The organism is Bradyrhizobium sp. WD16, assembly GCF_024181725.1.
Classification (GTDB): domain Bacteria; phylum Pseudomonadota; class Alphaproteobacteria; order Rhizobiales; family Xanthobacteraceae; genus Bradyrhizobium_A.
Genome location: NZ_CP028908.1, coordinates 3654502 through 3677818 on the forward strand (window position 1 = coordinate 3654502; position 23317 = coordinate 3677818).

The 23317-nt window shown below is 66.1% G+C and carries 21 protein-coding genes; 11 read left to right on the forward strand and 10 right to left on the reverse strand.

All coding sequences use genetic code 11. The features are described 5' to 3' along the window. Window positions 1-39 precede the first annotated feature (39 nt). From DB459_RS16930 to DB459_RS16950, 5 genes are all read right to left on the reverse strand, one after another. A complete protein-coding gene (locus DB459_RS16930) occupies window positions 40-738 on the reverse strand; it encodes an ABC transporter ATP-binding protein (protein WP_253706441.1) in 699 nt (232 codons plus the stop codon). Then, entirely contained in the window at window positions 738-1499 is a 762-nt protein-coding gene (locus DB459_RS16935) for an ABC transporter ATP-binding protein (RefSeq protein WP_253706442.1), read from the reverse strand. Before DB459_RS16935 ends, DB459_RS16930 begins: the two co-directional genes overlap by 1 nt. Then, window positions 1496-2491, reverse strand: coding sequence for a branched-chain amino acid ABC transporter permease (locus DB459_RS16940; protein ID WP_371926764.1), 996 nt, complete (start codon window positions 2489-2491; stop codon window positions 1496-1498). Before DB459_RS16940 ends, DB459_RS16935 begins: the two co-directional genes overlap by 4 nt. Window position 2492: 1 nt before the next feature. Further along, on the reverse strand, window positions 2493-3413 hold the full coding sequence (locus DB459_RS16945) for a branched-chain amino acid ABC transporter permease (RefSeq protein ID WP_253706443.1): 921 nt from the start codon (window positions 3411-3413) through the stop codon (window positions 2493-2495). Window positions 3414-3483: 70 nt separating this feature from the next. Further along, window positions 3484-4677 (reverse strand): ABC transporter substrate-binding protein, encoded by a 1194-nt coding sequence (locus tag DB459_RS16950; RefSeq protein WP_253706444.1) that lies wholly within the window; start codon window positions 4675-4677, stop codon window positions 3484-3486. Window positions 4678-5372: 695 nt separating this feature from the next. Here DB459_RS16950 and DB459_RS16955 point away from each other — a divergent pair. The 11 genes from DB459_RS16955 (at window position 5373) to DB459_RS17005 (ending at window position 16920) form a co-directional block, all read left to right on the forward strand. Beyond that, window positions 5373-5891 (forward strand): MarR family winged helix-turn-helix transcriptional regulator, encoded by a 519-nt coding sequence (locus DB459_RS16955; protein WP_253706445.1) that lies wholly within the window; start codon window positions 5373-5375, stop codon window positions 5889-5891. Window positions 5892-5910: 19 nt separating this feature from the next. Continuing rightward, window positions 5911-6738: an alpha/beta hydrolase gene (locus tag DB459_RS16960; protein WP_253706446.1), complete on the forward strand. Its 828-nt coding sequence runs from the start codon at window positions 5911-5913 to the stop codon at window positions 6736-6738. After that, a complete protein-coding gene (locus DB459_RS16965; protein ID WP_253706447.1) occupies window positions 6710-7414 on the forward strand; it encodes a GNAT family N-acetyltransferase in 705 nt (234 codons plus the stop codon). The genes DB459_RS16960 and DB459_RS16965 overlap by 29 nt, the downstream gene beginning before the upstream one ends. A 481-nt stretch (window positions 7415-7895) precedes the next feature. Then, window positions 7896-9092: an acyl-CoA dehydrogenase family protein gene (locus DB459_RS16970; RefSeq protein ID WP_253706448.1), complete on the forward strand. Its 1197-nt coding sequence runs from the start codon at window positions 7896-7898 to the stop codon at window positions 9090-9092. 123 nt (window positions 9093-9215) lie between these two features. Further along, the gene (locus DB459_RS16975) at window positions 9216-10841 is read left to right on the forward strand and encodes a benzoate-CoA ligase family protein (RefSeq protein WP_253706449.1); all 1626 of its coding nucleotides are present in this window, start codon (window positions 9216-9218) and stop codon (window positions 10839-10841) included. Further along, the gene (locus DB459_RS16980; protein ID WP_253706450.1) at window positions 10838-11311 is read left to right on the forward strand and encodes a thioesterase family protein; all 474 of its coding nucleotides are present in this window, start codon (window positions 10838-10840) and stop codon (window positions 11309-11311) included. The genes DB459_RS16975 and DB459_RS16980 overlap by 4 nt, the downstream gene beginning before the upstream one ends. A gap of 29 nt (window positions 11312-11340) precedes the next feature. Continuing rightward, complete coding sequence (locus DB459_RS16985; RefSeq protein WP_253713604.1) at window positions 11341-11772, forward strand: RidA family protein; 432 nt, start codon at window positions 11341-11343, stop codon at window positions 11770-11772. A 469-nt stretch (window positions 11773-12241) separates the two neighbouring features. Continuing rightward, on the forward strand, window positions 12242-13828 hold the full coding sequence (locus DB459_RS16990; RefSeq protein ID WP_253706451.1) for a B12-binding domain-containing radical SAM protein: 1587 nt from the start codon (window positions 12242-12244) through the stop codon (window positions 13826-13828). Window positions 13829-13977: 149 nt separating this feature from the next. Then, on the forward strand, window positions 13978-14160 hold the full coding sequence (locus DB459_RS16995; RefSeq protein ID WP_253706452.1) for a hypothetical protein: 183 nt from the start codon (window positions 13978-13980) through the stop codon (window positions 14158-14160). A 359-nt stretch (window positions 14161-14519) separates the two neighbouring features. Continuing rightward, window positions 14520-15902 (forward strand): tetratricopeptide repeat protein, encoded by a 1383-nt coding sequence (locus DB459_RS17000; RefSeq protein WP_253706453.1) that lies wholly within the window; start codon window positions 14520-14522, stop codon window positions 15900-15902. A 10-nt stretch (window positions 15903-15912) separates the two neighbouring features. Continuing rightward, on the forward strand, window positions 15913-16920 hold the full coding sequence (locus tag DB459_RS17005; RefSeq protein ID WP_253706454.1) for a FecR domain-containing protein: 1008 nt from the start codon (window positions 15913-15915) through the stop codon (window positions 16918-16920). Window positions 16921-17135: 215 nt separating this feature from the next. Here DB459_RS17005 and DB459_RS17010 read toward each other — a convergent pair whose 3' ends face one another. From DB459_RS17010 to DB459_RS17030, 5 genes are all read right to left on the reverse strand, one after another. After that, window positions 17136-18359, reverse strand: a complete 1224-nt coding sequence (locus DB459_RS17010; RefSeq protein WP_253713605.1) for a phenylacetate--CoA ligase family protein — start codon at window positions 18357-18359, stop codon at window positions 17136-17138. A gap of 200 nt (window positions 18360-18559) precedes the next feature. Continuing rightward, window positions 18560-19396, reverse strand: coding sequence for an ABC transporter ATP-binding protein (locus DB459_RS17015; protein WP_253706455.1), 837 nt, complete (start codon window positions 19394-19396; stop codon window positions 18560-18562). Between the two features lie 178 nt (window positions 19397-19574). After that, the gene (locus DB459_RS17020; RefSeq protein WP_253706456.1) at window positions 19575-20864 is read right to left on the reverse strand and encodes an ABC transporter substrate-binding protein; all 1290 of its coding nucleotides are present in this window, start codon (window positions 20862-20864) and stop codon (window positions 19575-19577) included. A gap of 53 nt (window positions 20865-20917) precedes the next feature. Beyond that, window positions 20918-21991, reverse strand: a complete 1074-nt coding sequence (locus DB459_RS17025; protein WP_253706457.1) for a branched-chain amino acid ABC transporter permease — start codon at window positions 21989-21991, stop codon at window positions 20918-20920. Between the two features lie 411 nt (window positions 21992-22402). After that, the gene (locus tag DB459_RS17030) at window positions 22403-23296 is read right to left on the reverse strand and encodes a branched-chain amino acid ABC transporter permease (RefSeq protein ID WP_253706458.1); all 894 of its coding nucleotides are present in this window, start codon (window positions 23294-23296) and stop codon (window positions 22403-22405) included. Between the last annotated feature and the right edge of the window lie 21 nt (window positions 23297-23317).

The following is a 23317-nucleotide window of genomic DNA, read 5'->3' on the forward strand; positions in this document are numbered from 1 at the left end:
CCATCAGGTTTGCGCATTCGAAATCGTGCGCGTTGATTATCACACGTGCAGAAAACGGTCCTTGGCGGACGCGTCGGCCTTGAGGTCGCGGCTGGTCCCGGTCCATACCACGCGCCCCTTTTCGATGATGACGTGGCGATCGGCGAAGGCCGCGAGCGCTTCGACATTCTTGTCGATCACCAGGATCGCCATCCCGTCGGCCTTCAGGCGCTTGAGACAATTCCAGATCTCGATGCGGATCAACGGTGCCAGGCCCTCGGTCGCCTCGTCGAGGATCAGGAGCCTGGGATCGGTCATCAAGGCGCGGCCGATCGCCAGCATCTGCTGCTCGCCGCCGGAGAGCTGGTTGCCGAAATGGCCGCGCCGCTCGCGCAGTCGCGGGAACAGGGCATGGACGGCGTCCAGCTTCCAGCGAGAGCGTCCGCCGTGCGAGCGCGCCGTGGCGACCAGATTTTCCTCCACCGTCAGGGTGGGAAAGATCTGGCGGCCCTCGGGGACGAGGCCGATGCCGCATTGTGCGATCCGGAACGGCGGCAGGCCATTGAGCCTCGTGGCGCCGAACCGAAGATCACCGCCGCTCGGCCTGAGCAGGCCCATGATCGTCTTGACGGTGGTGGTCTTGCCCATGCCGTTGCGGCCGAGCAAGGTGACGACTTCTCCCGCGCCGACATCGAGCGTGATGTCGAACAGGACGCGGGCGGCGCCGTAACCGGCCTGCAGATGGGCGACGTTCAGCATCAGCGCGGCTCCTCCGCCTCGTCGCCGAGATAGGCGGCGCGAACCTCGGCGTTGGCGCGCACCTCGTCGGGCAGCCCGGAGGCGATCAGGCGGCCATAGACCAGCACTGAAACGCGGTCGGCGAGGGCAAAGACCGCATCCATGTCATGTTCGATCAGGATGATCGGCACTTCGCCTTTGAGCGCGCGAAGGATCGCGATCACCCGGGCCGATTCCTCGTGGCTGGTGCCGGCGAGCGGCTCATCGAGCAGGAGCAGCTTCGGCTTCGCGGCGATGGCGACCGCGAGCTCGAGCTGGCGCTTCTCGCCGTGAGAGAGCGTTCCGGCCAGGATGTCGGCGCGGGCGGCGAGGCCGAAGCGCGCCAGGACGTGCAGGGCTTCGTCGTTCAGCGGCGCCTCAGCGGCGGCATGGCCGACGAAGCGGAAGCTCGAACCGGCATGGGCCTGCAGCGCCAGCGCCACATTCTCGCGTGCCGAAAACCCCGGCAGGATCGAGACGATCTGGAACGAGCGGATGAGGCCGCGCCGCGCCCTCGCATGCATCGGCAGTCGGGTGATGTCCTCGCCGTCGAACACGATGCGGCCGGCATCCGGCGTCGCGAGGCCCGAGATCTGATGCACCAGAGTGGTCTTGCCGGCCCCGTTGGGCCCGATGACGGCATGCAGTTCGCGCCGGCCGATGGCGAGCGAGACGTCGTCGGTCACGCGCAGCGCGCCGTAGGACTTGCGCAGGTGTTCGAGGAGCAGGATCGGTGCCGTCATGACCCGCTCCTGAACAGGCCGGCGAGACCGCCGCGGGCGAACAGGACGACGAGAATGAGCAGCGGGCCGAAGATCATGCCCCAATACTCGGTCAGGCCCGACAGGAATTCGGCGACCAGGGTGAAGGCCGCCGCGCCGATGATGGCGCCGCTGAGCGAACCGAGGCCGCCGAGCACGACCATGAAGATCAGGTCGCCGGAGCGCTGCCAGCCGACATAGGCCGGACTGACGAAGCCGCTCTGGTTGGCCAGCAGCCAGCCGGCGACGGCGGCGATCAGGCCGGCGATGACATAGGCGGTGAGCTGATAGCGGTAGGGCGAGAAGCCGATCGCCTGCATGCGCACCGGATTTTCCCTGATGCCGCGCAGCACCCGGCCGAACCGCGAGGCGATGAGCGCCCGCAGCGCCAGATAAAGCCCGCCGAGAACGGCGAAGACCAGGTAATAGAGCGCAAGATCGCTCTCGAGCAGACGCCAGCCGACGATGGTGCTGCGGGAGGCGAGGCTGAGCCCGTCGTCGCCGCCATAGGCGGCGAGCGAGGTGAACAGGAAATAGAGCATCTGGCCGAAGGCCAGCGTGATCATGATGAAGTAGACGCCGCGGGTGCGCAGGGAGATCGCCCCGGTCGCGAGGGCGAACAGGCCCGCCGAGGCGAGCGCTGCGGCGAGCTGGACGAAGGCATCGTCGATGCCGTGGCTCGACAGGATGCCGGCGCTATAGGCGCCGAGGCCGATATAGGCGGCATGGCCGAAGCTGATCATGGCGCCACAGCCGATCAGCAGATCGAGCGACATGGCGGCGATTGCAAGGATCATGGTGCGCGTCACCAGCGCCAGAACGAAGTCGCCACCGCCCAACGCGGCGGCGAACGGCACCAGGGCCAACGCGGCGAAGACGACGATGGGCAGCACCTGGCCGCGGCGCCGCGAGCCGGCCATGGAGGTCGCCGGCTCCGCCTCGTCGTTTCCGCTCACTCCGGGGACGTCGGCCATGTCAGTGCTTCGCCGGAAACAGGCCGGTCGGCCGGAAGAACAGCACCGCCGCCATCAGGATGTAGATGAGCATCGGCGCGATGGCGCGGCCGGTCTGGCTGGCGCTGGCCGGATCGAGCAGGGCGCGCAGCAGCGTCGGGGCGAAGAAGCGGCCGAGCGTGTCGACGAGGCCGATCAGCAGCGCCGCGACGAAGGCGCCGCGGATCGAGCCGATGCCGCCGATGACGATGACAACGAAAGCGAGGATCAGCACATTGTCGCCCATCCCGGGCTCGACCGAGAGAATGGGCGCGACCATGGCGCCGGCGAAGCCGGCCAGCATGGCGCCGACGCCGAACACCACGGTGAAGAGCAGGCGGATATTGACGCCAAGCGCGGAGACCATGGGCGCGTTGCTGGCGCCGGCGCGCACCAGCATGCCGAGGCGGGTGTGATTGACCGTCAGATAGAGCAGGAGGGCGACCGCGAGCCCGGCGCCGATGACGACGAGGCGATAGACCGGGTAGAGCATGCCCGGCGCCAGCGTCACGGTCCCGGACAGGAGTTCCGGCACCGGGACGCTGAGCGGCGCGGCGCCGAAGACGAGCTTCACCGCCTGATTGAGGAAGATGATGACGCCAAACGTCGCGAGCACATGGGAGAGGTGGTCGCGCTCGTAGAGGTGGCGGAAAACGAGCAGCTCCAGCACCAGTCCGAAGATCAGGGCGCTCGGCAGCGCCAGCGCGAGGGCGAGCACGAACGAGCCGGTCAGGGCGGTGAAGGCGGCGGCGAGATAGGCGCCGACCATGTACTGCACGCCGTGGGCCAGGTTGATGAAATCCATCACGCCGAAGACGATGGTGAGCCCCGCCGCGATCAGGAACAGGATCAGCCCGAATTGCAGGCCGTTGAGGATCTGGACGAGGGCGAGTGTGAGCGTCATTGGCGCCTAATACCCGGCACGCGGAGTCGACGAGATCGGCACGCCCATCGCGCGGCCCCCCGCCCCGTTGTTAGTTGCTCGCCGGGCAGTCCTTGGCGAACTGGTCACCGAAGCTGGAAAACACCTTCTGCACGATCTCGGTCTGGAACTTGCCATCCGGGCGCTTGGCCGCCTTGACGAGATAGAAGTCCTGGATCGGATAGTGGTTGGTGTTGAACTTGAAAGGTCCGCGCAGGGAAGTGAAATCGGCCTTCTTGAGGGCGGCGCGCACCGCATCCTTGTCGGCGAGGTTGCCCTTGACCGCCTTCACGGCGCTGTCGATCAGCAGTGCGGCATCATAGGCCTGGAAGGCGTAGGTGCCGGGCACGGAATGATAGGCCGCCTCGTAGGCGGCAACGAACTTCTTGTTCTGCGGCAGGTCGAGGTTCGGCGCCCAGTTCGCCCCGCCGAACATGCCGACCGCCGCATCCTGCTGCGCCGGCAGGGTGGATTCGTCGACGGTGAAGGCCGACAGGAACGGGATGCGGTCGGCGAGGCCGGCCTGCTTGTACTGTTTCACCAGGTTGACGCCCATGCCGCCCGGCATGAAGGTGAAAATGGCGTCGGGGTTGAGTGCCGCGATTTTCGACAGCTCAGCCTGGAAGTCGAGGGTGTTGAGCGGCACGTAGGATTCCTCCACCACCTCACCCTTGTAATCGATTTTGAAGCCGGCGACCGCGTCCTTCCCGGCCTGATAATTCGGCACCAGGAGATAGACCCGCTTGTAGCCGCGCTCCTGGGCGACCTTGCCGAGCACTTCGTGGACCTGGTCGTTCTGGTAGGAGGTGACGAAGAAATAGGGGCTGCAGGACTTGCCGGCGAAACTGGAGGGGCCGGCATTCGGGCTGATCAGGAAGGTCTTGCTTTCGACGACCGGCTTCTCGATCGCGATCAGGATATTGGAGAAGATCGGCCCGACGACGAAATCCACCTTGTCGCGCTCGAGCAGGCCCTTGACCTTGGTGACCGCGACGTCCGGCTTGAGCTCGTCGTCGGCGATGACGACCTCGGCGTCCCGGCCGCCGAGCTTGCCGCCGAGATCCTTGAGAGCAAGATTGAAGCCGTCACGGGCCTGCTGGCCGAGCACCGCGGCCGGACCCGACAGGCTGAGGATCAGGCCGACTTTGACCTTTTCCTGGACCTTGTCCTGCGCGACGGCCGGACTGGCCGCACCGGTGACGCCTGCCAGGATGGAAAGGGCCGCTGCTCCGAGGATCCGCTTCATAGTCATCTCCTGTGCCGCGCCCAGCCGGCGGGACTTGTGAGGTAATTGTGTTCGTTTCCAATTCGCCGTTTCGAACGCGCCGGCCGCTTTCATCCCGCTGCGGTGCACAGTGCGGCGCCGCACCCGGGACAGCCGACCCTAACTGTTGCCGGGCGGCGGCTGCAAGCCGCGCCGCGGCGGCCGCGGTCCGTAATTGCTTGAAACTTAAAGTAACGAAGCCCGCCGTCAAGCGGGCGCGCTGCCCATTCGGCGGGCGCAACGAGCGGCAAGCCGCCGCAGCGATAGGCACGATGCGCTCGCCCGTCCTGCGCCGCCGGACGTGCGGCAAACTGCAGCGGCGATATTGAGCAACAGAACCTCTGCTCCGATCGAACCGGAGCGATGCTTCTTGCATTGATGCGTCTTTCCTTGACGCCAGTGCGGTGGATCCGACGCGCAAGCGCATCGCAACTTGACGAGCGGTGCGGCTGCGGTTTTGACTTCCGGGCCATTCCGACTTATTTGAAGATTAAAGGTGATTGCCGGGCCGGGGGCGATCCGCGATGCGCAGGCCACGGCAAGTGTCCGTCGTCCGAAGTTACAGCGCCGCACGTCCAGGCACGAACTTCGGGAAACGGGGTGCTGGGCGAGACAACCTGCGTTTGCAAGCTCGTGGCCGGAGCTGCGTGCGCCAATTCACCGGGAGCTTCCCGATCATGACCTTCGATTCCGAAACCAAGGCTGTCGAAAAGCCCGAGGACCACGGCGACGAATTGCGGCTGTGGCTCCGACTGCTGACCTGCACGACCTTGATCGAGGGCGAGGTGCGCAGCCGCCTGCGCGAGCGCTTCGACGTTACCCTGCCGCGCTTCGATTTGATGGCCCAGCTCGACAAGGCGCCGGACGGCATGACCCTGTCCGACGTTTCCAAGCGCATGATGGTGTCCAACGGCAACGTCACCGGGCTGGTGGAGAGGCTGGTGGAGTCGGGCCATATCGACCGGCGCACCTCTGACAGCGATCGCCGGGTCCAGGTCATCCGCCTGACCAAGCTCGGCCGGGTGGTGTTCCGCAAGATGGCGGCAGAACACGAGACCTGGATTGCAAGCTTTTTCGCCGATCTCACCGAGAAGGATGTTCGCGACCTGATGCGGCTGCTCGCCAAGGCCAAGGTGTCGACCACCAGGGCGGCGCAGGAACGGCTGGCGCGCGGCAAGGCGGCGCTGCTGGCCTGAGCCCGTCACGGAGAACGATGTGTCCGAAATCGATTACGCCGCGGAATACAACAACCGGGCGCGGGTGCCGGAGCATCCCGGCATTCTCGCCGGCTGGAGCCGCGACGCCGAAGCCTATCGCGCGGCGCGCGCGGGCGCCTGGCGGACCGTCGACTACGGGGCCGGCGAGCGCCAGCGCATCGATTTCTTCCCCGGCGAGGGCCGGGGCGCCGTCGTGGTGTTCATCCATGGCGGCTATTGGCAGAGCCTCGATCGTTCGTCCTCCAGCCACCTCGCTGCCGGCCTCAACGCGCGTGGCATCGACGTCGCCGTGCCGGGCTATGATCTCTGCCCCGAGGTGACGATTGCCGAGGTCCTCGCGCAGATGCGCGCTGCGGCGCGGGAACTGGCTCGCCATGGCAGGCCGCTCGTCGTCAGCGGCCATTCCGCCGGCGGGCACCTTGCCGCCTGCCTGCTGGCGACCGACTGGCGCAGCGTCGATGCCGCTCTGCCCGCCGATGTCGTCACGGCCGCCTATGCGATTTCCGGCTTGTTCGATCTCGCCCCGCTGATCGCGACGCCGCTTAACATTGCGCTGCGGCTCGATTCCGCAACGGCGCAGGCGATCAGCCCGATCCACTGGCCGCCGCCGCAGCATGGCAGCCTCGATGCCGTCGTCGGCGGCGCCGAAAGCTCGGAGTTCCTGCGACAGAGCCGGATGATCACGCAGGCCTGGAGCAAGGCGGGTGTCGCCACGCGCTACGGCGAAATTCCCGGCGCCAATCATTTCACGGTTGTCGCGCCGCTCACCGACCCTAACTCGACGATGACCGCACGGCTTGCCGAACTGGCGCTGGCGGCGGCGTAAGCGCGAGCCGGACGCTCCGGGTCTCGCCGACATCGGTTGCTTTTCAGGCAGGGCGGGCATCAAATGGCAGGCGAAGTCCGCAGGCCCGGTCGAAAGCGACCCCTTGCAGGCAGATATCGACAACACGTATCTGAAACTCATGGCCATGCCTGTCGCCGTCTCGCCCACGATTTCGCTCAAGGTGCGCCGCCTGGGGCCGCGCGACGTCGCCGATTATCGTGACCTGCGCCTTGAAGGCTTGAAGGTTCACCCGGAGGCCTTCGCCTCGTCCTGGGAGCACGAGGTCGACAAGCCAGCCTCATGGTGGGAGGAGCGTCTGGAAACGAACGCGGTCTTTGGCGGCTGGGTCAACAGTTCGCCTCTCGTTGGCCTGGCCGGCTTCAGCGTGCAGGACGGCGTCAAGCTCCAGCACAAGGGCGTGTTGTGGGGAATGTATGTTCGGCCGCAAGCGCGCGGTACAGGATTGGCCGCAGTTCTCGTGAACCAGGTCGTCGAGCACGCCAGGACACTCGTCGAAGACGTTTGTTCGACGGTGGTGGCTTCAAACGCCGCCGCGCATCGCCTTTACGGTGAAGCGGGCTTCGTAGAATACGGATTGGAGCGGCGGGCCCTGAAGGTCGGAAGCGAATACTACGACGAACTGCTCATGGCCCTGCCGCTCAAGCCGCGTGCTTGAGGAGCAAGGCGGACTTCAACATCGAGGCGTTACGCTTGGCGAGCTTGCATATCTGACGGACCGACCTATGCACCTGACGCCGACAGGAGCGGAGTAGCCGCGCTGAACGTCGATCGAGAAGACGTTCGGTTGCTGATCCATTTCATGGAACCTGTCCGGCATGCCGATCCAACTCTCGCCGGATCGCGCTCTGTTTTTTTCAATGCCGGAACGTCCGACGTCCAGTGGAGAGCCCGGCCATGGCGGGAGGGACCGAGTCCGGCCTGACAAAAGAACGAGGCTGCCGTTTCGCGCTGCCGCATCTTGCGGCAGGGCACGGCGAAAAAGCGGGCGGATCCGCCGCAGATTCCATGTTGCGTCCAATTGTTTTAGGTTTAAAATGATTGGTGTCGCGACGGGATCCATGCTGTCGGATCGGAGCGCGACGCCGACTGTGAATTTTGAATTGCGGTTTTCGAGCCGTGATTTGCGGAGCGCGACAGTGGCCGATCGATCATTTCTCGCCTGGCCGTTCTTCGACGAGGCCCATCGCGGCGTCGCCGGCGAACTCGGCCGCTGGGCCGACGGGACGATCGATCGCCTCGTCGATCATCACGATGTCGACGGCTCTTGCCGCCGCCTGGTGGCGGCCCTCGGCCGCGCCGGTTTTCTCCGCGCCGCAGCGCCAGCGGCGCAGGGCGATGGATCGCTGTTCGATGTCCGCACGCTTTGCCTGATCCGCGAGACGCTCGCCTACCGCTCGGGTCTCGCCGATTTCGCCTTCGCCATGCAGGGGCTCGGCACCGGCCCGATCACCCTGTTCGGGTCCGATGCATTGCGGCAGCGCTATCTGCCCAAGGTGGTCCGCGGCGAGGCGATCGCTGCGTTCGCGTTGTCCGAGCCGGAGGCCGGCTCGGACGTGGCGGCGATGACCACGACGGCGACGCCCGATGGCCCCGATCACGTCCGCCTCGACGGCCTGAAGACCTGGATCTCGAACGGCGGTATCGCCGACCATTACGTGGTGTTCGCCCGATCCGGCGAGGCCGCGGGCGCCCGCGGCATCAGCGCCTATGTCGTCGATGCGGATGCGCCGGGGCTGTCGATTGCCGAGCGTATCGATGTCATCGCACCCCATCCGCTGGCAACGCTGAAATTCGATGGCTGCCGTGTGCCGCTTGCCCGCCGGATCGGCGGCGGCGGTGACGGCTTCAAGGTGGCGATGGCCACCCTCGATGTCTTCCGCTCGACGGTCGGCGCCGCCGCGCTCGGGCTCGCCCGCCGGGCGCTCGACGAGGCGCTCGGCCGCGCCGCCAGCCGCAGGATGTTCGGCGGCGTGCTCGGCGATCTGCAACTCACCCAGGCCGGACTGGCTGAGATGGCGACCGGCATCGATGCCGCCGCCTTGCTGGTCTATCGCGCGGCCTGGACCAAGGACCGCGGCGCGGCCCGCGTCACCCGCGAGGCCGCCATGGCCAAGCTGTTCGCGACCGAGACCGCACAGCAGGTGATCGACCGCGCGGTCCAGATCTTCGGCGGGCTCGGCGTCAGGCAGGGCGTCAAGGTCGAAGAGCTCTATCGTGAAATTCGGGCGTTGCGCATCTATGAAGGCGCGACGGAAGTGCAGAAGGTTGTCATCGGCCGGGAACTGATGAAGGCCGCGCAGGCGGCGACCGCCGGAGGCGACGCCGCGCAATAGCGGCGCCGCAACGGCGGCAGGAAACGCAATGGACGGGCCATGGGGTCGCGGGAATCTTGGCGATTCCTCCGACGGAATGGTCGCCGCCGCGGGCGCAGCCGGCGGGGCTGAAAGGGACACGCGATGGCCAAGACGGCGCATGTCGATACATTTGCACAGGATCATCTGCCGCCACGGGAACTGTGGCCGGACATGATCTTCACCCGCCCCGAATTTCAATATCCGGAGCGGCTCAATTGCGTGCACAGCTTCCTCGACCGCTGGGTCACGGAGGGGCGCGGCGACGAGACCTGCATCTTCACCGACGAGCGGACCTACACCTATCGCGAGCTGCAGGCATTGGTGAACCGCATCGCCAATGTGCTCGTCGGCAAGCTTGGTCTCGTCACCGGAAATCGCGTGCTGCTGCGCTCCGCCAACAATCCGATGATGGTGGCGACCTATCTCGCGGTGATCAAGGCCGGCGGCATCGCGGTGGCCACCATGCCGCTGCTGCGTGCCAAGGAGATCGTCTATCCGATCGGCAAGGCCAGGATCCGTCTCGCGCTGTGCGACCATAAGCTCGCCGACGAGATGGAGAAGGCGAAGGCCCAGTCGAGCGATCTCGAACGCGTGGTCTATTGGGGCGGCAACGATGCGCAGTCGCTGGAGGCGCTGATCGCCGACGTCAGTCCGGAGTTCACCGCGGTCGATACCGCTGCCGACGATCTTTGCCTGATCGCCTTCACCTCCGGCACCACCGGCGATCCGAAAGGAACCATGCATTTTCATCGCGACATGCTGGCGGTGTGCGACGGATTTGCCCGCAATGTCCTGCGCGCCGGGCCGGCCGATCGTTTCATCGGTTCGGCGCCGCTCGCCTTCACCTTCGGCTTCGGCGGCGTTCTGTTTCCGATGCATATCGGCGCGTCGTTCGTTCTCCTCGAGAAGACGACGCCGGACAACCTTGCCGCCACCATCGCGCGCTTCAAGGCCACCGTCTGCTTCACCGCACCGACCGCCTACCGGGCGATGCTGTCGCTCCTCGACAAGCACGACTTGTCGTCGCTGCGCAAATGCGTCTCCGCCGGCGAGCCCCTGCCAAAAGGCACCTTCGAGGCCTGGCTGAAGGCGACCGGCCTCAAGCTGATCGACGGGATCGGCTCGACCGAGATGCTGCACATCTTCATCAGCGCCGTCGAGGACGAGATTCGTCCCGGCGCCACCGGCAAGCCGGTTCCCGGCTTTGAGGCCAAGATCGTCGGCGACAACGGCGAGGATCTGCCGCCGGGGCAGATCGGCCGGCTCGCCGTGCGCGGCCCGACGGGCTGCCGCTACATGGCCGACGAGCGCCAGCGCAAATGCGTGCTCAACGGCTGGAATCTCACCGGCGACACCTACCTCATGGATGAGGACGGCTATTTCTGGTACCAGTCGCGCTCCGACGACATGATCGTGTCCTCCGGCTACAACATCGCCGGTCCGGATGTGGAGGCCGCGCTGCTGACCCACGATGCGGTCGCAGAATGCGGCGTGGTCGGAGCGCCTGACGACGCCCGCGGCACCATCGTCAAGGCCTATGTGGTGCTGCGTCCGGGGGTGACCGGCGACGCCGCGCTGGTCGGCGCGCTTCAGGAGCATGTCAAGCGCGAGATCGCGCCCTACAAGTATCCGCGTGCGATCGAGTTCGTCGGCGAATTGCCCAAGACCGCCAGCGGCAAGCTCAAGCGCTTCACCCTGCGGCAGATGACGCAGGAGGCGGCGGAATGAACATGATGACCGGCGCCAAGGCGGCTATTCCCGCGCTGGAGGCGCTTGGCCCGGGCGTCTGGCGCCGGTCGGTGCCGATCCGTTTCTCTCACTGCGACCCGGCGGGCATCGTCTATTTCGCCAAGTATTTCGATATCGCCAATGGCGTGGTGGAGGACTGGTTTGCCGCCGCGCTCCACCTGCTTTATCACGATTTCATCGGGGCTCGCCGCACCGGGCTCGGCTTCGTCAACGTCACCTGCGATTTCGTCCGCCCGGGCATGATGGGCGACGAGGTGATCTTCGCCGTGATGGTGGAGGGGGTCGGCACGGCCGCGATCAGGCTGGTCATCGACGCCTATCGCGAGGGCGAGGTGGTGCTGGCAATGCGCCTCGTCATGGCGACGACGTCGTTGCTGGTTCACCGGGCGATTCCGGTTCCGGACGACCTGCGCGACGCCATCGAAACATACAAGGAGAACTGCCGGTGACGGCGATCAAGGGAACCACGGTTGCGGTGATGCCCGCGGCCACGGATCGGGAAGCTGCGGAGCGTCCTGTGGCGCTGCAGCCGTCGGGCTGGCCGCGGCCGAAAGGCTATGCCAACGGCATGCTGGCCGAGGGCCGGCTGGTGCTCACCGGCGGCGTGGTCGGCTGGGATGCGCAGGAGCGGTTTGCCGATGGCTTCGTTGCCCAGGTCCGCCAGGTGCTGGAGAACATCGTCGCCATTCTCGCCGAAGGCGGCGCCGGGCCGGAGCATCTCGTCCGCCTCACCTGGTATGTGGTGGACATGGCCGAGTACACCGACAATCTCAAGACGATCGGCGAGGCCTACCGCGAGGTGATCGGCGCGCATTATCCGACCATGGCGCTGGTCCAGGTCGTCCGCTTGGTCGAGCCGGTCGCCCGCGTCGAGATCGAGGCGACGGCGGTCCTGCCGGCGCGCGGCTGAGTGCGATCGGCGTAGACACCTCGGCCGCCGTCAGGCTGATGCCACATTCCAGCACCACGATGCTTGCCATTGATGATGGGCCGCGGCGGTTTGCAGTGCGGGAGAGAGGCGCGTTCTAGTGTGGCGTCTCGCAATTGCCTATGCCCTTTGCGGCAAGCCCCTGTAGGCAATTGCGAGACATAAGCCACACTAGCACTTTGATTTTGCTAGTGTCCCTATGTCTCCGAATTACCGTGCGAGCGCGAGGCAAACGTAGCGGTAATTCGGAGACGGGACACTAGTGTGGCGTCTCGCAATTGCCTATGCCCTTTGCGGCAAGCCCCTGTAGGCAATTGCGAGACATAAGCCACACTAGCACTTTGATTTTGCTAGTGTCCCTATGTCTCCGAATTACCGTGCGAGCGCGAGGCAAACGTAGCGGTAATTCGGAGACGGGACACTAGCGCCACCCTGATTCGGCGGAGCGCAGATGGCGAACCAAGATATCGGACCGGTCCGCAACATTCTTTGCGTTTTCCCGCGGTATGCGCCGTCGTTCGGCACCTTCGAATATGCCTACGGGCTGACCGACGGCATTCGCGCCTTCATGCCGCCGCAGGGGCTGCTGGTGATCGCGGCGGTGTTGCCCGGCCACTGGCGGGTGCGCTTCATCGACGAGAACCTCGCGCCGGCCAGCGCAAATGAGTTTGCCTGGGCGGATGCCGTGCTCGTCAGCGGCATGCATATCCAGCGGCGGCAGATCAACGACATCTGCGCCCGGGCCCACGCCGCCGGCCGCGTCGCCGCCCTGGGCGGCCCGTCGGTCAGCTCCTGCCCGGACTACTACCCGGCGTTCGACTACCTCCATGTCGGCGAACTCGGCGATGCCACCGACGAGCTGATCGAGCGGCTCGCCCGGGACGTCGCGCCGCCGCAGCGCCAGGTGGTGCTGACGACGCGCGAGCGGCGGGACATGACCGCATTTCCGCTGCCGGCCTATGAACTGCTGCCGCTGTCGCGCTACTTCATCGGCAGCATCCAGTTCTCCAGCGGCTGTCCCTACCAATGCGAATTCTGCGATATTCCGGGGCTCTACGGCCGCAATCCGCGGCTGAAGGCCCCCGAGCAGATCACCGCCGAACTCGACAAGCTGCTTGCCGCCGGCCTGATCGGCTCGGTGTATTTCGTCGACGACAACTTCATCGGCAATCGCCGCGCGGTCCAGGAGCTGCTGCCGCATCTGATCGATTGGCAGAAGCGCAACGGCTATGCGCTGCAATTTGCCTGCGAGGCGACGCTGAACATCGCCAGGCGCCCGGACATTCTTGCCCAGATGCGCGAGGCCTATTTCACCACGATCTTCTGCGGCATCGAGACGCCCGATCACGATGCGCTCAAGGCCATGGCCAAGTCGCACAATTTGATGGTGCCCATTCTCGACAGTGTCGCGACCCTCAACGGCTACGGCATGGAGGTGGTGTCCGGGATCATCCTCGGCCTCGACACGGATACGCCGAACTCCGGCGAATCGATCCTCGATTTCATCGAGCAGTCGCAAATACCGATGCTGACCATCAACCTGCTGCAGGCGCTGCCGCGGACGCCGCTGTGGGACCGGCTTGCGCGGGAGAACCGCCTGGTCGACGACCCCGGACGGGATTCCAATGTCGATTTCCGCTTGCCTTACGACCAGGTCGTCGCGATGTGGCGCAGCTGCATGGCGAGGGCCTATGAACCGGACAGGCTGTTCGCCCGCTTCGAGCATCAGGCCCGCGCCACCTATCCCAACCGTCTCAAGCCGCCGAATTCGCGCCAGCGCCTGTCATGGCCGAACCTCAAGCGTGGATTGACCATGCTGGCCAAGATCCTGTGGCAGGTCGGGCTGCGCGGCGACTATCGCGCCGCGTTCTGGGCCTTCGCCTGGCCGAAGTTGAAACAGGGGGATATCGAGCGCGTGATTGCCGTCGGTCTCGTCGCGCATCACCTCATCCTGTTCGCGCGAGGTGCGGCCAGTGGTCGCCAGACCGCATCCTATTATTCGACGCGGCTGCGTGAAGCGTCGGTGCCGGCGGAATGATCGCCGGCGATCGGCCGTCGCGGCAAAAGTTCCGCGCATTCACCGGTTGCCAAGCCAGCGTCGGAGCACCAGAATCCAGGGCATAGGGGCGCCCATATCTGCGGTTCCCGCCCGGCTGCGACCGGGCGGGTCCAGAGGAGGAAGACGCCATGCGGGAGATGCAAGTCCACGACATCGCGCGGCAGATGCTGGAACGGCACGGCGGCACAGCGATCGCCCAGGCCGCGCAGAAGGCGGTGATCTGCGAAGAGAAGGGCGACGTCGAAGAGGCCAAGGAATGGCGGCATATCGAAGCCGCCATGAAGATGATGCGCGGCCCGCATCAGAGCTGAGGCACGCATCAAGGACCGCTCGTGATGTGCATCGGCGGTCGCCGCGCGCTTCAACGATCGTCCCGTCGTACTGGATCGTCCAATCAGGCCGGTCGATGACAACGACGGTGAGGCGGCGGCTGCCGGCTCGCCTCGTTCGTGCGTCGGCTGTTGGGGCCGCCTGCGTTCGCGCCGCTGTGGACTATGAGGCCGTTTGAACCTGCTTCCGGTTTCACGACACTCATCGGGATGTGCCGAGAAGCAACATCCCTGTGCAGAAGAGCCTGCGCTGCGCGCTTTTTTCCCTGACCGGGTCCTCCGCGCTCTATTCGCGGTCTTCGCCTTCCTGTTATGGGACAGGAAATTCTGGGGTTATCTGAATGGCCGGGGCGACGTTAGCTGAGCAGGGGCGGGCGCGGGTGCAGGGGCGATCTGCCCCGATTCTGTCGTGCCTCGCCGCCGTGCTGTTGAGCGCGGCCGTCGCCCTGCCGCTGCCCGCAGATGCGCAGACGGCCGACGGGTCGGAGCAGGACCGCCTCTTCCAGGCGACGCTTGCCAACCCCCGCGATCTGGAGACGACCTTCGCCTATGCCCGCGTCGCCGCCGCCAACGGCGATTACGAGGCGGCGATCGGCGCCCTCGAGCGCGTGGTGTTCTATCATCCCAATCTCGCCCGGGTGAAATACGAGCTCGGCGCGCTCTATTTCCGGCTCCGCTCCTACGAGATGGCGCGGCGCTACTTCCGGGAGGCGCTGGCTTGCCCGGATCTCGACCCGGCGACCAGGATGCGGATCGAGGCATCGCTGCCGGACGCCGACAATCAGCTGCAGCGGAGCCGGTTCTCCGCCTTCCTGCAGACCGGCGCGCGCTACCAGAGCAACGCCAGCTTTGCCCCGACCAGCGGCATCGTCCGTTTCGGCGGCCAGGACCTCGCGCTGTTGCCGTCGGCCACCCGCAAGAGCGATACCAACTGGTTCGGGATCGCCGGGGTGAGCCACGACTACGACCTCGACAACGAGCGCGGCGACACCTTGGAGACGCGTTTCGTCGGCTACGCGACCGAGCAGGCGCGCTATAGCGAACTCAATGTCGCCCTGTTCGATTTGAGCTTCGGACCGCGTCTCGTGCTGGCGCCGGATCTGCTGCCCGGGGCGACCATCAAGCCCTACGTCGTCGGCGGCAACACCTGGGTCGGCGGCTCGTCCTATGTCGGCAGTTATGGCGCGGGTATCACCGCCAGCCTGCCGGTCGGCCGGCGCCTGACCATCAGCCCCGAATTCGAGTGGCGGCGCGCCGACTTCCGCGACAACGCTCTGGCGCCGCTGTCGTCGTTCAATTCGGGCAACTGGTACACGGCGGGCGTCGCCGGCGCGGCCAACCTCAATGCCGATCTCAAGCTCGAGGCGCGCGGCGCCTTCCGCCACGGCGATTCCCAGCTCGCGTTTTCCAGTTTCGATCAGTGGATGGGCGAGGCGGCGCTGACCTGGTCCTTCGCCCCGCCGTTCGAATCCATCACCCGCAACTGGAGCGTGTCGCCCTTCGTGCGGCTGATCCAGACCGACTTCAAGGCGCCCAACCCGGCGATCGATCCTTTGGTTGCCGAGCACGACACCGAATGGATCGCCGGTGCGCGCTTCGACACCCCGGTGACGCGCACGTTCGGCCTGTCCACCGCCATCCAATACGACCGCACCAATTCGAACCTGCCGAATTACCGCCAGAACAACTTCTCGGTGATATTCGGCCCCACCGCGCGCTTCTGAGGTCTGGCCCATGATGCGATGCCGCCATGATATCGCTCCGCGCGGCCGTGCTGCGCACGGTCCCTTGCCGGCGCTGCTGGTCGCATCGGCGCTCACCGCGGCATTGGCGCTGCCGGCGCGCGCCGACAGTTTCGCCAGGATCGGCGCGGCCAATCAGGACGCCACCGGCACGCCGCCAGGCGGCGCCACCCGCAGCCTCGTGGTCGGCATGGGCGTCGTCTACAAGGAGAAGATCCAGACCTCGGCGCAGGGGTCGACCCAGGTCCTGTTTCCGGATTCATCGACGCTGAATATCGGCCGCAATGCCAGCGTCACCATCGACGAGTTCGTCTACGATCCCAAGCCCAATAGCGGCACCATGGTGGCGACCCTGGCGAAGGGCGCGCTGCGCTTCGTCGGCGGCCAGATCAGTCATCACGACGGCGTCACAGTGAAGACGCCGGTGGCGACGCTCGGCATCCGCGGCGGTGTCGCCAGCCTGAGCTATCCGACCCCGGCCAAGCTCGCCGGCGCCGACCCCAATCTCGCCGGCTGTACCGGCGAACTGGTGATCGGTCATGTCGGCGCCATCGTGCTGAGGAATCGGGCGGGGCAGGCGACCCTGCGGCCGGGCTTTGCCACCTGTGTCAACGGACCGGATACGCCGATTCCGCCGCCGTTCCGCATCTCGGATGCAGCGCTGAACATTGTCGTCAGTCTGCTCACCAGCGGGCCAGGACAGAATGGCGGCAATCCGACGCCGGCGCCGGGACCGCTGATCGTCGGCAACACCGGAACGGTGCACCTCGACCCGCCGGGCAGTCCGCCGGGCAGCGATCCGCTCGGCTTGCTGTCGATCATTTCCGGTGGCGACAACACCGTGAAGAACCGCTCGCAGGCGGGTCAGCTGCAGACCGGGCTGCCGCCGCCGCAGATCGTCGATCCGCCGCCCCCGGTCAATACGCCGACCACGACGTCACCATCGACGCCACCCCCCGTCTCTCCGCCGCCACCGCTGACGGTCGGGCCCCGGGATTAGTCGTCTGGGCGAGCCAGTCGAAAAAGTCATTCCGTGACTGGATATGAGCCGGCTTGTCATGGTTCTTGCCGGTCTTCACATTCCGGCCGGCGGCTCGATAAGAATATCGATGTCCTCCGAAAACCGGCCTATGCCGCCATTGCCGCCGGTGACCACCGCGACCCGGCCGTTGAGATCGAACACGTTCGTCATCGTTTTCTTCCGATAACCCGATTTCAGCGCTCGTCGGCGATCACCCGGCCGTCATTGGGCAGCGTGCCCGGTGTCAGCAGCTCGACGCCGCCGCGCAGCTTGGTGACCGCCTGCAGCGAGGTGGCCACCGCCTCGCCAAGACTGTCGTCGATTGCCGCCGTCTCGGCCCGAAGCACCATGGCATCGGTTTCGCCCTCGCGGCGGACGACGAGGCGCAGCCGGCCGAGTTCGGGATGCCGCCGCGCGATCTCGGCGACCTGCTCGGGGCGGACGAACATGCCCTTGATCTTGGTGGTCTGATCGGCCCGGCCCATCCAGCCCTTGATGCGCATATTGGTGCGGCCGCAGGCGCTTGGTCCCGCCAGCACCGCGCTGAGGTCGCCGAGCGCCAGCCGGATCCAGGGATGATGGGGATCGAGCGAAGTGACGACGATCTCGCCGACCTCGCCGTCGGGCACCGCATCGCCGGTGCCGGGCCGCACGATCTCGACGATCAGGTCCTCGTTGACGACGAGGCCGTCGCGCGCGCCGGTCTCATAGGCGATGAAGCCGAGGTCGGCGGTAGCGAAAGCCTGGTAGGCATCGATGCCGCGGGTCGTGAATTCGTCCTGTAGCGATCTGGGGAATGCGGCGCCGGAGACCAGCGCGCGCCTGATGCAGGTGGCATCGCGGCCGGCGGCCGCGGCGCCGTCGAGCAGGATCTTGAGAAAGTCGGGGGTGCCGGAATAGGCGACCGGTCGATAGGCGGCGATCAGTTCGAACTGCTGCTCGGTGTTGCCGGGGCCAGCCGGGATCACGGCGCAGCCGAGCGCCCGCGCCGCGCCGTCGAAGATGAAGCCGCCGGGGGTCAGATGATAACTGAAGGTGTTGAGCACGATGTCGCCGCTGCGGAAGCCCGCCGCGAACAGCGCGCGGGCGCCGCACCACGGGTCACGCTCTGCCGGTTCTGCCTCGAAGATCGGTCCCGGCGAAGTGAACAGCCTGGCAAAACGGCCGGGCGCCTCGAGGTTGAAGCCGCCGAACGGGGGCGTCGCGCGATGCAGCGCCGGCAGCGCCGACTTGCGCAGCACCGGCAGGCGCGCCAGCGCGCCGCGGCTCGTGACCGCCGCCGGTTCAATGCCGGCAAGATGCGCGGCATAGCCCGGCGCCGCCATGGCCCGGCGCAGGATGTCGGGCAGGCGGGCGAACAGATCCTGTTCGCGGGCCTGCGGCTCGCGGGTCTCCAGGGCGTCGTAGTGCTCGGTCATGCCGTGGTTGCCTTTTTGTGTTCGCATCCGCTCCGCGTCATCCTGAGGTGCGAGCCATGCGCCGCTTTGAGCGGCGCGCGGCGAGCCTCGAAGGATGGCGCGGCCCAAATATCTGCCGGTGTTGCACCCGGCGCCGTCGTCCTTCGCGGCCCGCTGGCGCGAGCACCTCAGGATGACGGAACCTCCACTTCGCTCATCCCTCACAGCCAGCGCTTGCGGCGCTTGAAGCTCTTGAGGTTCTTGAAGCTCTTGCGCTGGTCGCCGGCGCCGCCGAGGTAGAATTCCTTGACGTCCTCGTTGTCGCGCAGCTCATCGGCGCCGCCGTCGAGCACCACCTTGCCCTGTTCCATGATGTAGCCATGGCTCGCCACCGACAGCGCGGCGCGGGCGTTCTGCTCGACCAGAAGGATGGTGACGCCGAGGTCGCGATTGATCTTGCGGATGATGCCGAAGACTTCCTTCACCAGCAGCGGCGACAATCCCATGGATGGCTCGTCCATCAGGATCAGCTTCGGCCGCGCCATCAGCGCGCGGCCGATGGCAAGCATCTGCTGCTCGCCGCCGGAGAGATAGCCGGCGAGCCCGGTGCGCTCCTTGAGGCGGGGAAAATAATCGAAGACCATGTCGATGTCGGCGGCGACCTCGCGGTCGCGCCGGGTGTAGGCGCCGAGGCGCAGGTTTTCCAGGGAGGTCATGTCGGCGATGATGCGCCGGCCCTCCATCACCTGGAAGATGCCGCGGCGGACGATCTTGTCGGGATCGATGCCGTCGATGCGCTGGCCGTCGAAGACGATCTCGCCGCGGGTGACTTCGCCATCTTCCGTCTTGAGCAGGCCGGAGATCGCCTTCAGCGTCGTCGACTTGCCGGCGCCGTTGGCGCCGAGCAGCGCGACGATCGCTCCCTTCGGCACCTCGATGCTCAGCCCGCGCAGTACCAGGATGACGTCGTCATAGACGACCTCGATGTTCTTGACCGCCAGAAGCGGCGCTGTGGCCGGGGCCGGCTCGGGTTGCGATGACGACGTGGTCTGCAGCATTGCGGCCTCGCTTGGCAGTGAGGTTGATATGACGCTCGCATCAGCATCCTGCGTCATGGCCGGGTTTATCCCGGCCATCCACGTCTTCTCCCGGGGACAGGCAGCGAAGGCGTGGATGCCCGGCATGAAGCCGGGCATGACGAAGGAATTGCTGGTTCAAGCCGAGCGTCACGGACGATCACCAGCCCAGCAATTCGGGCTTGCGGGGCAGCTCGATGGTCTTGACCTTCTCCAGCTTGATGGTGCCCTTGGCCATCAGGTCGTTGAGGTCGCCGTCGGTCGGTCCCGATACCCGCGAACGATAGAGATCGACCTTGAGCGTGCCGCGGTGATCGGTGTCGGTCCAGGTCGAGGGATTGCAGACGCCTTCGAGGCCGGCCGGCACCCAGTCCTTCTTCTGATAGAAGCCCTTCTTGACGTTCTCGCCGGTGGCGCCGCCATTGGCCACGGCCCAGGCGATGGCCTCCTTCATGTAGAGCGCGGTGCAGACCGCGGCGACGTAATGCACCGGCCGATAGACCTTGCCGGTCGGGTCGGACATCTTGGAGATCTCGGCGACGGTCTTCATGCCGGGCGCGCTGCCGCCCCAGGCCACCGCCGTGCGCAGCGGGAAGATGACGCCGTCGGCGGCGTCGCCCGCGGTCTTGGCGGCGTTCTCGTCCATGCCCCAGACGTTGCTCATGAACTGCACGTCGACGCCGGCCGCCTTGCAGGCCTTCATCACCGAGATGTTGGAGGCGGCGGTGTTGCCGAGATAGGCGTAGTTGGCGCCCGACGACTTCAGGCTGAGGCACTGGGCGCTGTAGTCACCCGGCGCGAGGGCAAACACCAGCGGCGGCAGCACCTCGAAGCCGAGCTCCTTGGCCATGGCCTCGCCGGCTTCCTTCGGCGCGTTGGGGTAGGGGTGGTTGGCGCCCATATGGACGAATTTCGGCTTGCCCGGCTTGCCCTTGGCCTTCCAGTCCTCGGCCGCCCAGGTCAGTTCCGCGCGCAGCGCGTCGGAATAGCTCGGCCCGTAGAAGAAGTTGTAGGGCGCCGGCTTGGCCTTGCCGCTCTTGCCGGTGGGATCGGTGAGGGCGGCGGCATAGGAGCCGGAGATGTCCGGGATCTTGTCCTGGGCGAGGAAGCCGGTCAGCGCCTCGGTGTCGGCAGTGCCCCAGCCCATGATGGCGGAGACCTTGTCGGTGCCCGACCACTTCTTGTACAGCGCGATCGCGCGCGGCACCTGGTAGCCGTAATCCACAGTCTCGACATCGAGCTTGGTGCCGTTGATGCCGCCATTTTTGTTGACGAAGGCGAAGGCGTCGGCGACGCCCTGGCCGAACGGGGTGCCGACGTCGGAGGTGCCGCCGGAATAATCGGCGAGATGGCCGAGCTTGATCGCCGATTGCGCCATGGCCGGGCCGGCGAGGACGAGCGCCAGCGCGGCGGAGCCGAGCGCGAGGCGAAGGCTGGTGATGCGGGTCATTTTACGTATTTCCTCCTTTTGGCTTTCTTGATCGTTGGTCCGGACCGTCCTCTTCAGTGCGAGAACGGGTAGAGCTTCCAGTAGGTCTTGATCTGGCGCCAGCGGTGGGCGAGCCCGTCGGGCTCGAACACCAGGAACAGGATGATGATGAGGCCGACCGCAATCTCGCGCAGGAAGGTGAGATTGTTGTTGAGCTCGAGCGCGCGGTCGATGGCGCTGCCCTTGAGCGCGGCGCTGATCCACTGCATCGATTCCGGCAGCAGCACCACGAAGGCGGTGCCCATCAGCGAGCCCATGATCGAGCCGGTGCCGCCGATGATCACCATGGCGAGGAACAGGATCGAGCGTTCGATGCCGAAGCCCTCGTTGGAGACGACGAGCTGGTAATGGGCATAGAGCGCACCGCCGACGCCGGCGAAGAAGGCGGCGAGGCCGAAGGACAGGGTGCGGTACTTGGTGAGGTTGATGCCCATGATCTCGGCGGAAAGATAGTGATCGCGCACCGCCACCAGGGCGCGGCCGTCGCGGCTGCGCATCAGGTTGGTGGCGAGGATGAAGCAGACCACCACATAGGCCAGCACGACGTAGAAATACTGGCGGTCGCCCTGCGCCACATAGCCGAAGATCGAGAACGGCTCGGCCATGGCCGGCACCGTGCCGCCGGTGAACCAGTCGGCGCGGGCGAAGAAGTCGAGCAGGATGTACTGGGCGGCGAGGGTGGCGATGGCGAGGTAGAGGCCCTTCAGCCGGGCCGCCGGCAGGCCGAAGACGAGGCCGACCAGCGCCGTGACGGCTCCCGACAGCGGGATCGAGAAGAACACCGGCACCGAAAGCTTCGACGACAGATAGGCCGAGGTGAAAGCACCGAACAGGAAGAACGCGGCGTGGCCGATCGAGATCTGGCCGGTGAAACCGACCAGGATGTTCAGGCCGAGCGCGGCGATGCCGAACATGCCGATCTGGATCAGGATGGCGATCCAGTAGTCGCCGAGGACATAGGGGGCGAAGGCGAGCAGGACGACGCCGAGGATGGCGGCGTTGCGGCTCGTCACCGTCGGGAAGATGGTGGTGTCCGCGGCATAGGAGGTGCGGAAGTCGCCGGCGGGAATGAGGGACTGGCCTGCCATGTCAGAGAGGTCCGGTGGGATTGGATTGAGAAACGCCGCTTGCCGGATCAATGGTGCGGGGCAGCGGCCGCCACCGGCCGCACGGCGTACTGGGTCGCCCGGTCAAGCCGGGCGACGACAACAGAGTGAGTGATAGGCGCGGTGCTGGCATCACCCCCGGCGTCGTCACCCGCGAAAGCGGGTGACCCAGTACTCCGTGAGGGTGCAGTGGGGGTCGCGTTCCGAACCGCGCACCTTCGCGGCCCGATCGCCCCCCACACTCTCCGTCGTCATGCCCGGCCTTGTGCCGGGCATCCACGACTTTGCAGCCTTTCGCGGAATGAAGACGTGGATGGCCGGGACGAGCCCGGCCATGACGAGGGATGCCATGGCGGGCGCGAGGACGCGGTTTGTTGTCAGCGTTTCCCTGCATCAGATCCGCTCGATGTCGTGGGTGCCGAACAGGCCGTAGGGCTTGATCATCAGGATGATCACCAGCACGTAGAACGGCGCGACTTCGAACAGATTGCCCCAGTGCAGGTATTCGCCGTCGATGAACTGCGCCGCATTCTCCAGCAATCCGATGATGATGCCGCCGATCACCGAGCCGGCGATGCTGTCGAGGCCGCCGAGGATCACCGCCGGAAACACCTTGATGCCGTAGACCGACAGCCCCGAGGACACGCCGTTGACCACGGCGACGACGATGCCGGCCACCGCCGACACGGTGGCCGAGATCGCCCAGGCCATGGCGAACACGCTCTTCACCGAGATGCCGAGCGACTGCGCCACCTGCTGGTTGAAGGCGGTGGCGCGCATGGCGAGACCGTATTTCGAGACCCGGAAGAACCAGGCCATGCCGGCCATCATCGCCACCGAGACCACCAGCGACAGCACGTAGACCGTCTGCAGCGTCAGGCCGGCGATGGTCACGGTCTGGCTGGCGAAGATCCGGGGAAAAGGCTGGGGCGAGGTGCCGAACATCCATTTCATCAGCGCCTGGAGGATCGTCGACAGGCCGATGGTGACCATGATCACCGAGATGATCGGCTCGCCGATCATCGGCCGCAGCACCACGAGCTGGACCGTCATGCCGAAGGCGAACATGAAGGCGAGGGTGATCGGCATGCCGAGATAGAACGGCACCTGGTATTTGGTCAGCAGCGCCCAGCATACCCAGGCGCCGACCAGCAACAATTCGCCTTGCGCGAAATTGACCACCTGCGTCGCCTTGTAGATCAGCACGAACGACATGGCGACGACGCCGTAGAGCGTGCCGACGACGAGGCCGTTGACGAGGAGCTGGATCAGGAGCTGGGTGTTCATCGTGCCTCTCGTCCTGTTCGG

Excerpts from the sequence above, each read along its gene's own strand:
- DB459_RS16930 (WP_253706441.1), bottom strand. The coding sequence starts at position 738 with ATGCTGAACGTCGCCCATCTGCAGGCCGGTTACGGCGCCGCCCGCGTC.
- DB459_RS16935 (WP_253706442.1), bottom strand. The coding sequence starts at position 1,499 with ATGACGGCACCGATCCTGCTCCTCGAACACCTGCGCAAGTCCTACGGC.
- DB459_RS16940 (WP_371926764.1), bottom strand. The coding sequence starts at position 2,491 with ATGGCCGACGTCCCCGGAGTGAGCGGAAACGACGAGGCGGAGCCGGCG.
- DB459_RS16945 (WP_253706443.1), bottom strand. The coding sequence starts at position 3,413 with ATGACGCTCACACTCGCCCTCGTCCAGATCCTCAACGGCCTGCAATTC.
- DB459_RS16950 (WP_253706444.1), bottom strand. The coding sequence starts at position 4,677 with ATGAAGCGGATCCTCGGAGCAGCGGCCCTTTCCATCCTGGCAGGCGTC.
- DB459_RS16955 (WP_253706445.1), top strand. The coding sequence starts at position 5,373 with ATGACCTTCGATTCCGAAACCAAGGCTGTCGAAAAGCCCGAGGACCAC.
- DB459_RS16975 (WP_253706449.1), top strand. The coding sequence starts at position 9,216 with ATGGCCAAGACGGCGCATGTCGATACATTTGCACAGGATCATCTGCCG.
- DB459_RS16980 (WP_253706450.1), top strand. The coding sequence starts at position 10,838 with ATGAACATGATGACCGGCGCCAAGGCGGCTATTCCCGCGCTGGAGGCG.
- DB459_RS16985 (WP_253713604.1), top strand. The coding sequence starts at position 11,341 with ATGCCCGCGGCCACGGATCGGGAAGCTGCGGAGCGTCCTGTGGCGCTG.
- DB459_RS16990 (WP_253706451.1), top strand. The coding sequence starts at position 12,242 with ATGGCGAACCAAGATATCGGACCGGTCCGCAACATTCTTTGCGTTTTC.
- DB459_RS16995 (WP_253706452.1), top strand. The coding sequence starts at position 13,978 with ATGCGGGAGATGCAAGTCCACGACATCGCGCGGCAGATGCTGGAACGG.
- DB459_RS17000 (WP_253706453.1), top strand. The coding sequence starts at position 14,520 with ATGGCCGGGGCGACGTTAGCTGAGCAGGGGCGGGCGCGGGTGCAGGGG.
- DB459_RS17005 (WP_253706454.1), top strand. The coding sequence starts at position 15,913 with ATGATGCGATGCCGCCATGATATCGCTCCGCGCGGCCGTGCTGCGCAC.
- DB459_RS17010 (WP_253713605.1), bottom strand. The coding sequence starts at position 18,359 with ATGACCGAGCACTACGACGCCCTGGAGACCCGCGAGCCGCAGGCCCGC.
- DB459_RS17015 (WP_253706455.1), bottom strand. The coding sequence starts at position 19,396 with ATGCTGCAGACCACGTCGTCATCGCAACCCGAGCCGGCCCCGGCCACA.
- DB459_RS17020 (WP_253706456.1), bottom strand. The coding sequence starts at position 20,864 with ATGACCCGCATCACCAGCCTTCGCCTCGCGCTCGGCTCCGCCGCGCTG.
- DB459_RS17025 (WP_253706457.1), bottom strand. The coding sequence starts at position 21,991 with ATGGCAGGCCAGTCCCTCATTCCCGCCGGCGACTTCCGCACCTCCTAT.
- DB459_RS17030 (WP_253706458.1), bottom strand. The coding sequence starts at position 23,296 with ATGAACACCCAGCTCCTGATCCAGCTCCTCGTCAACGGCCTCGTCGTC.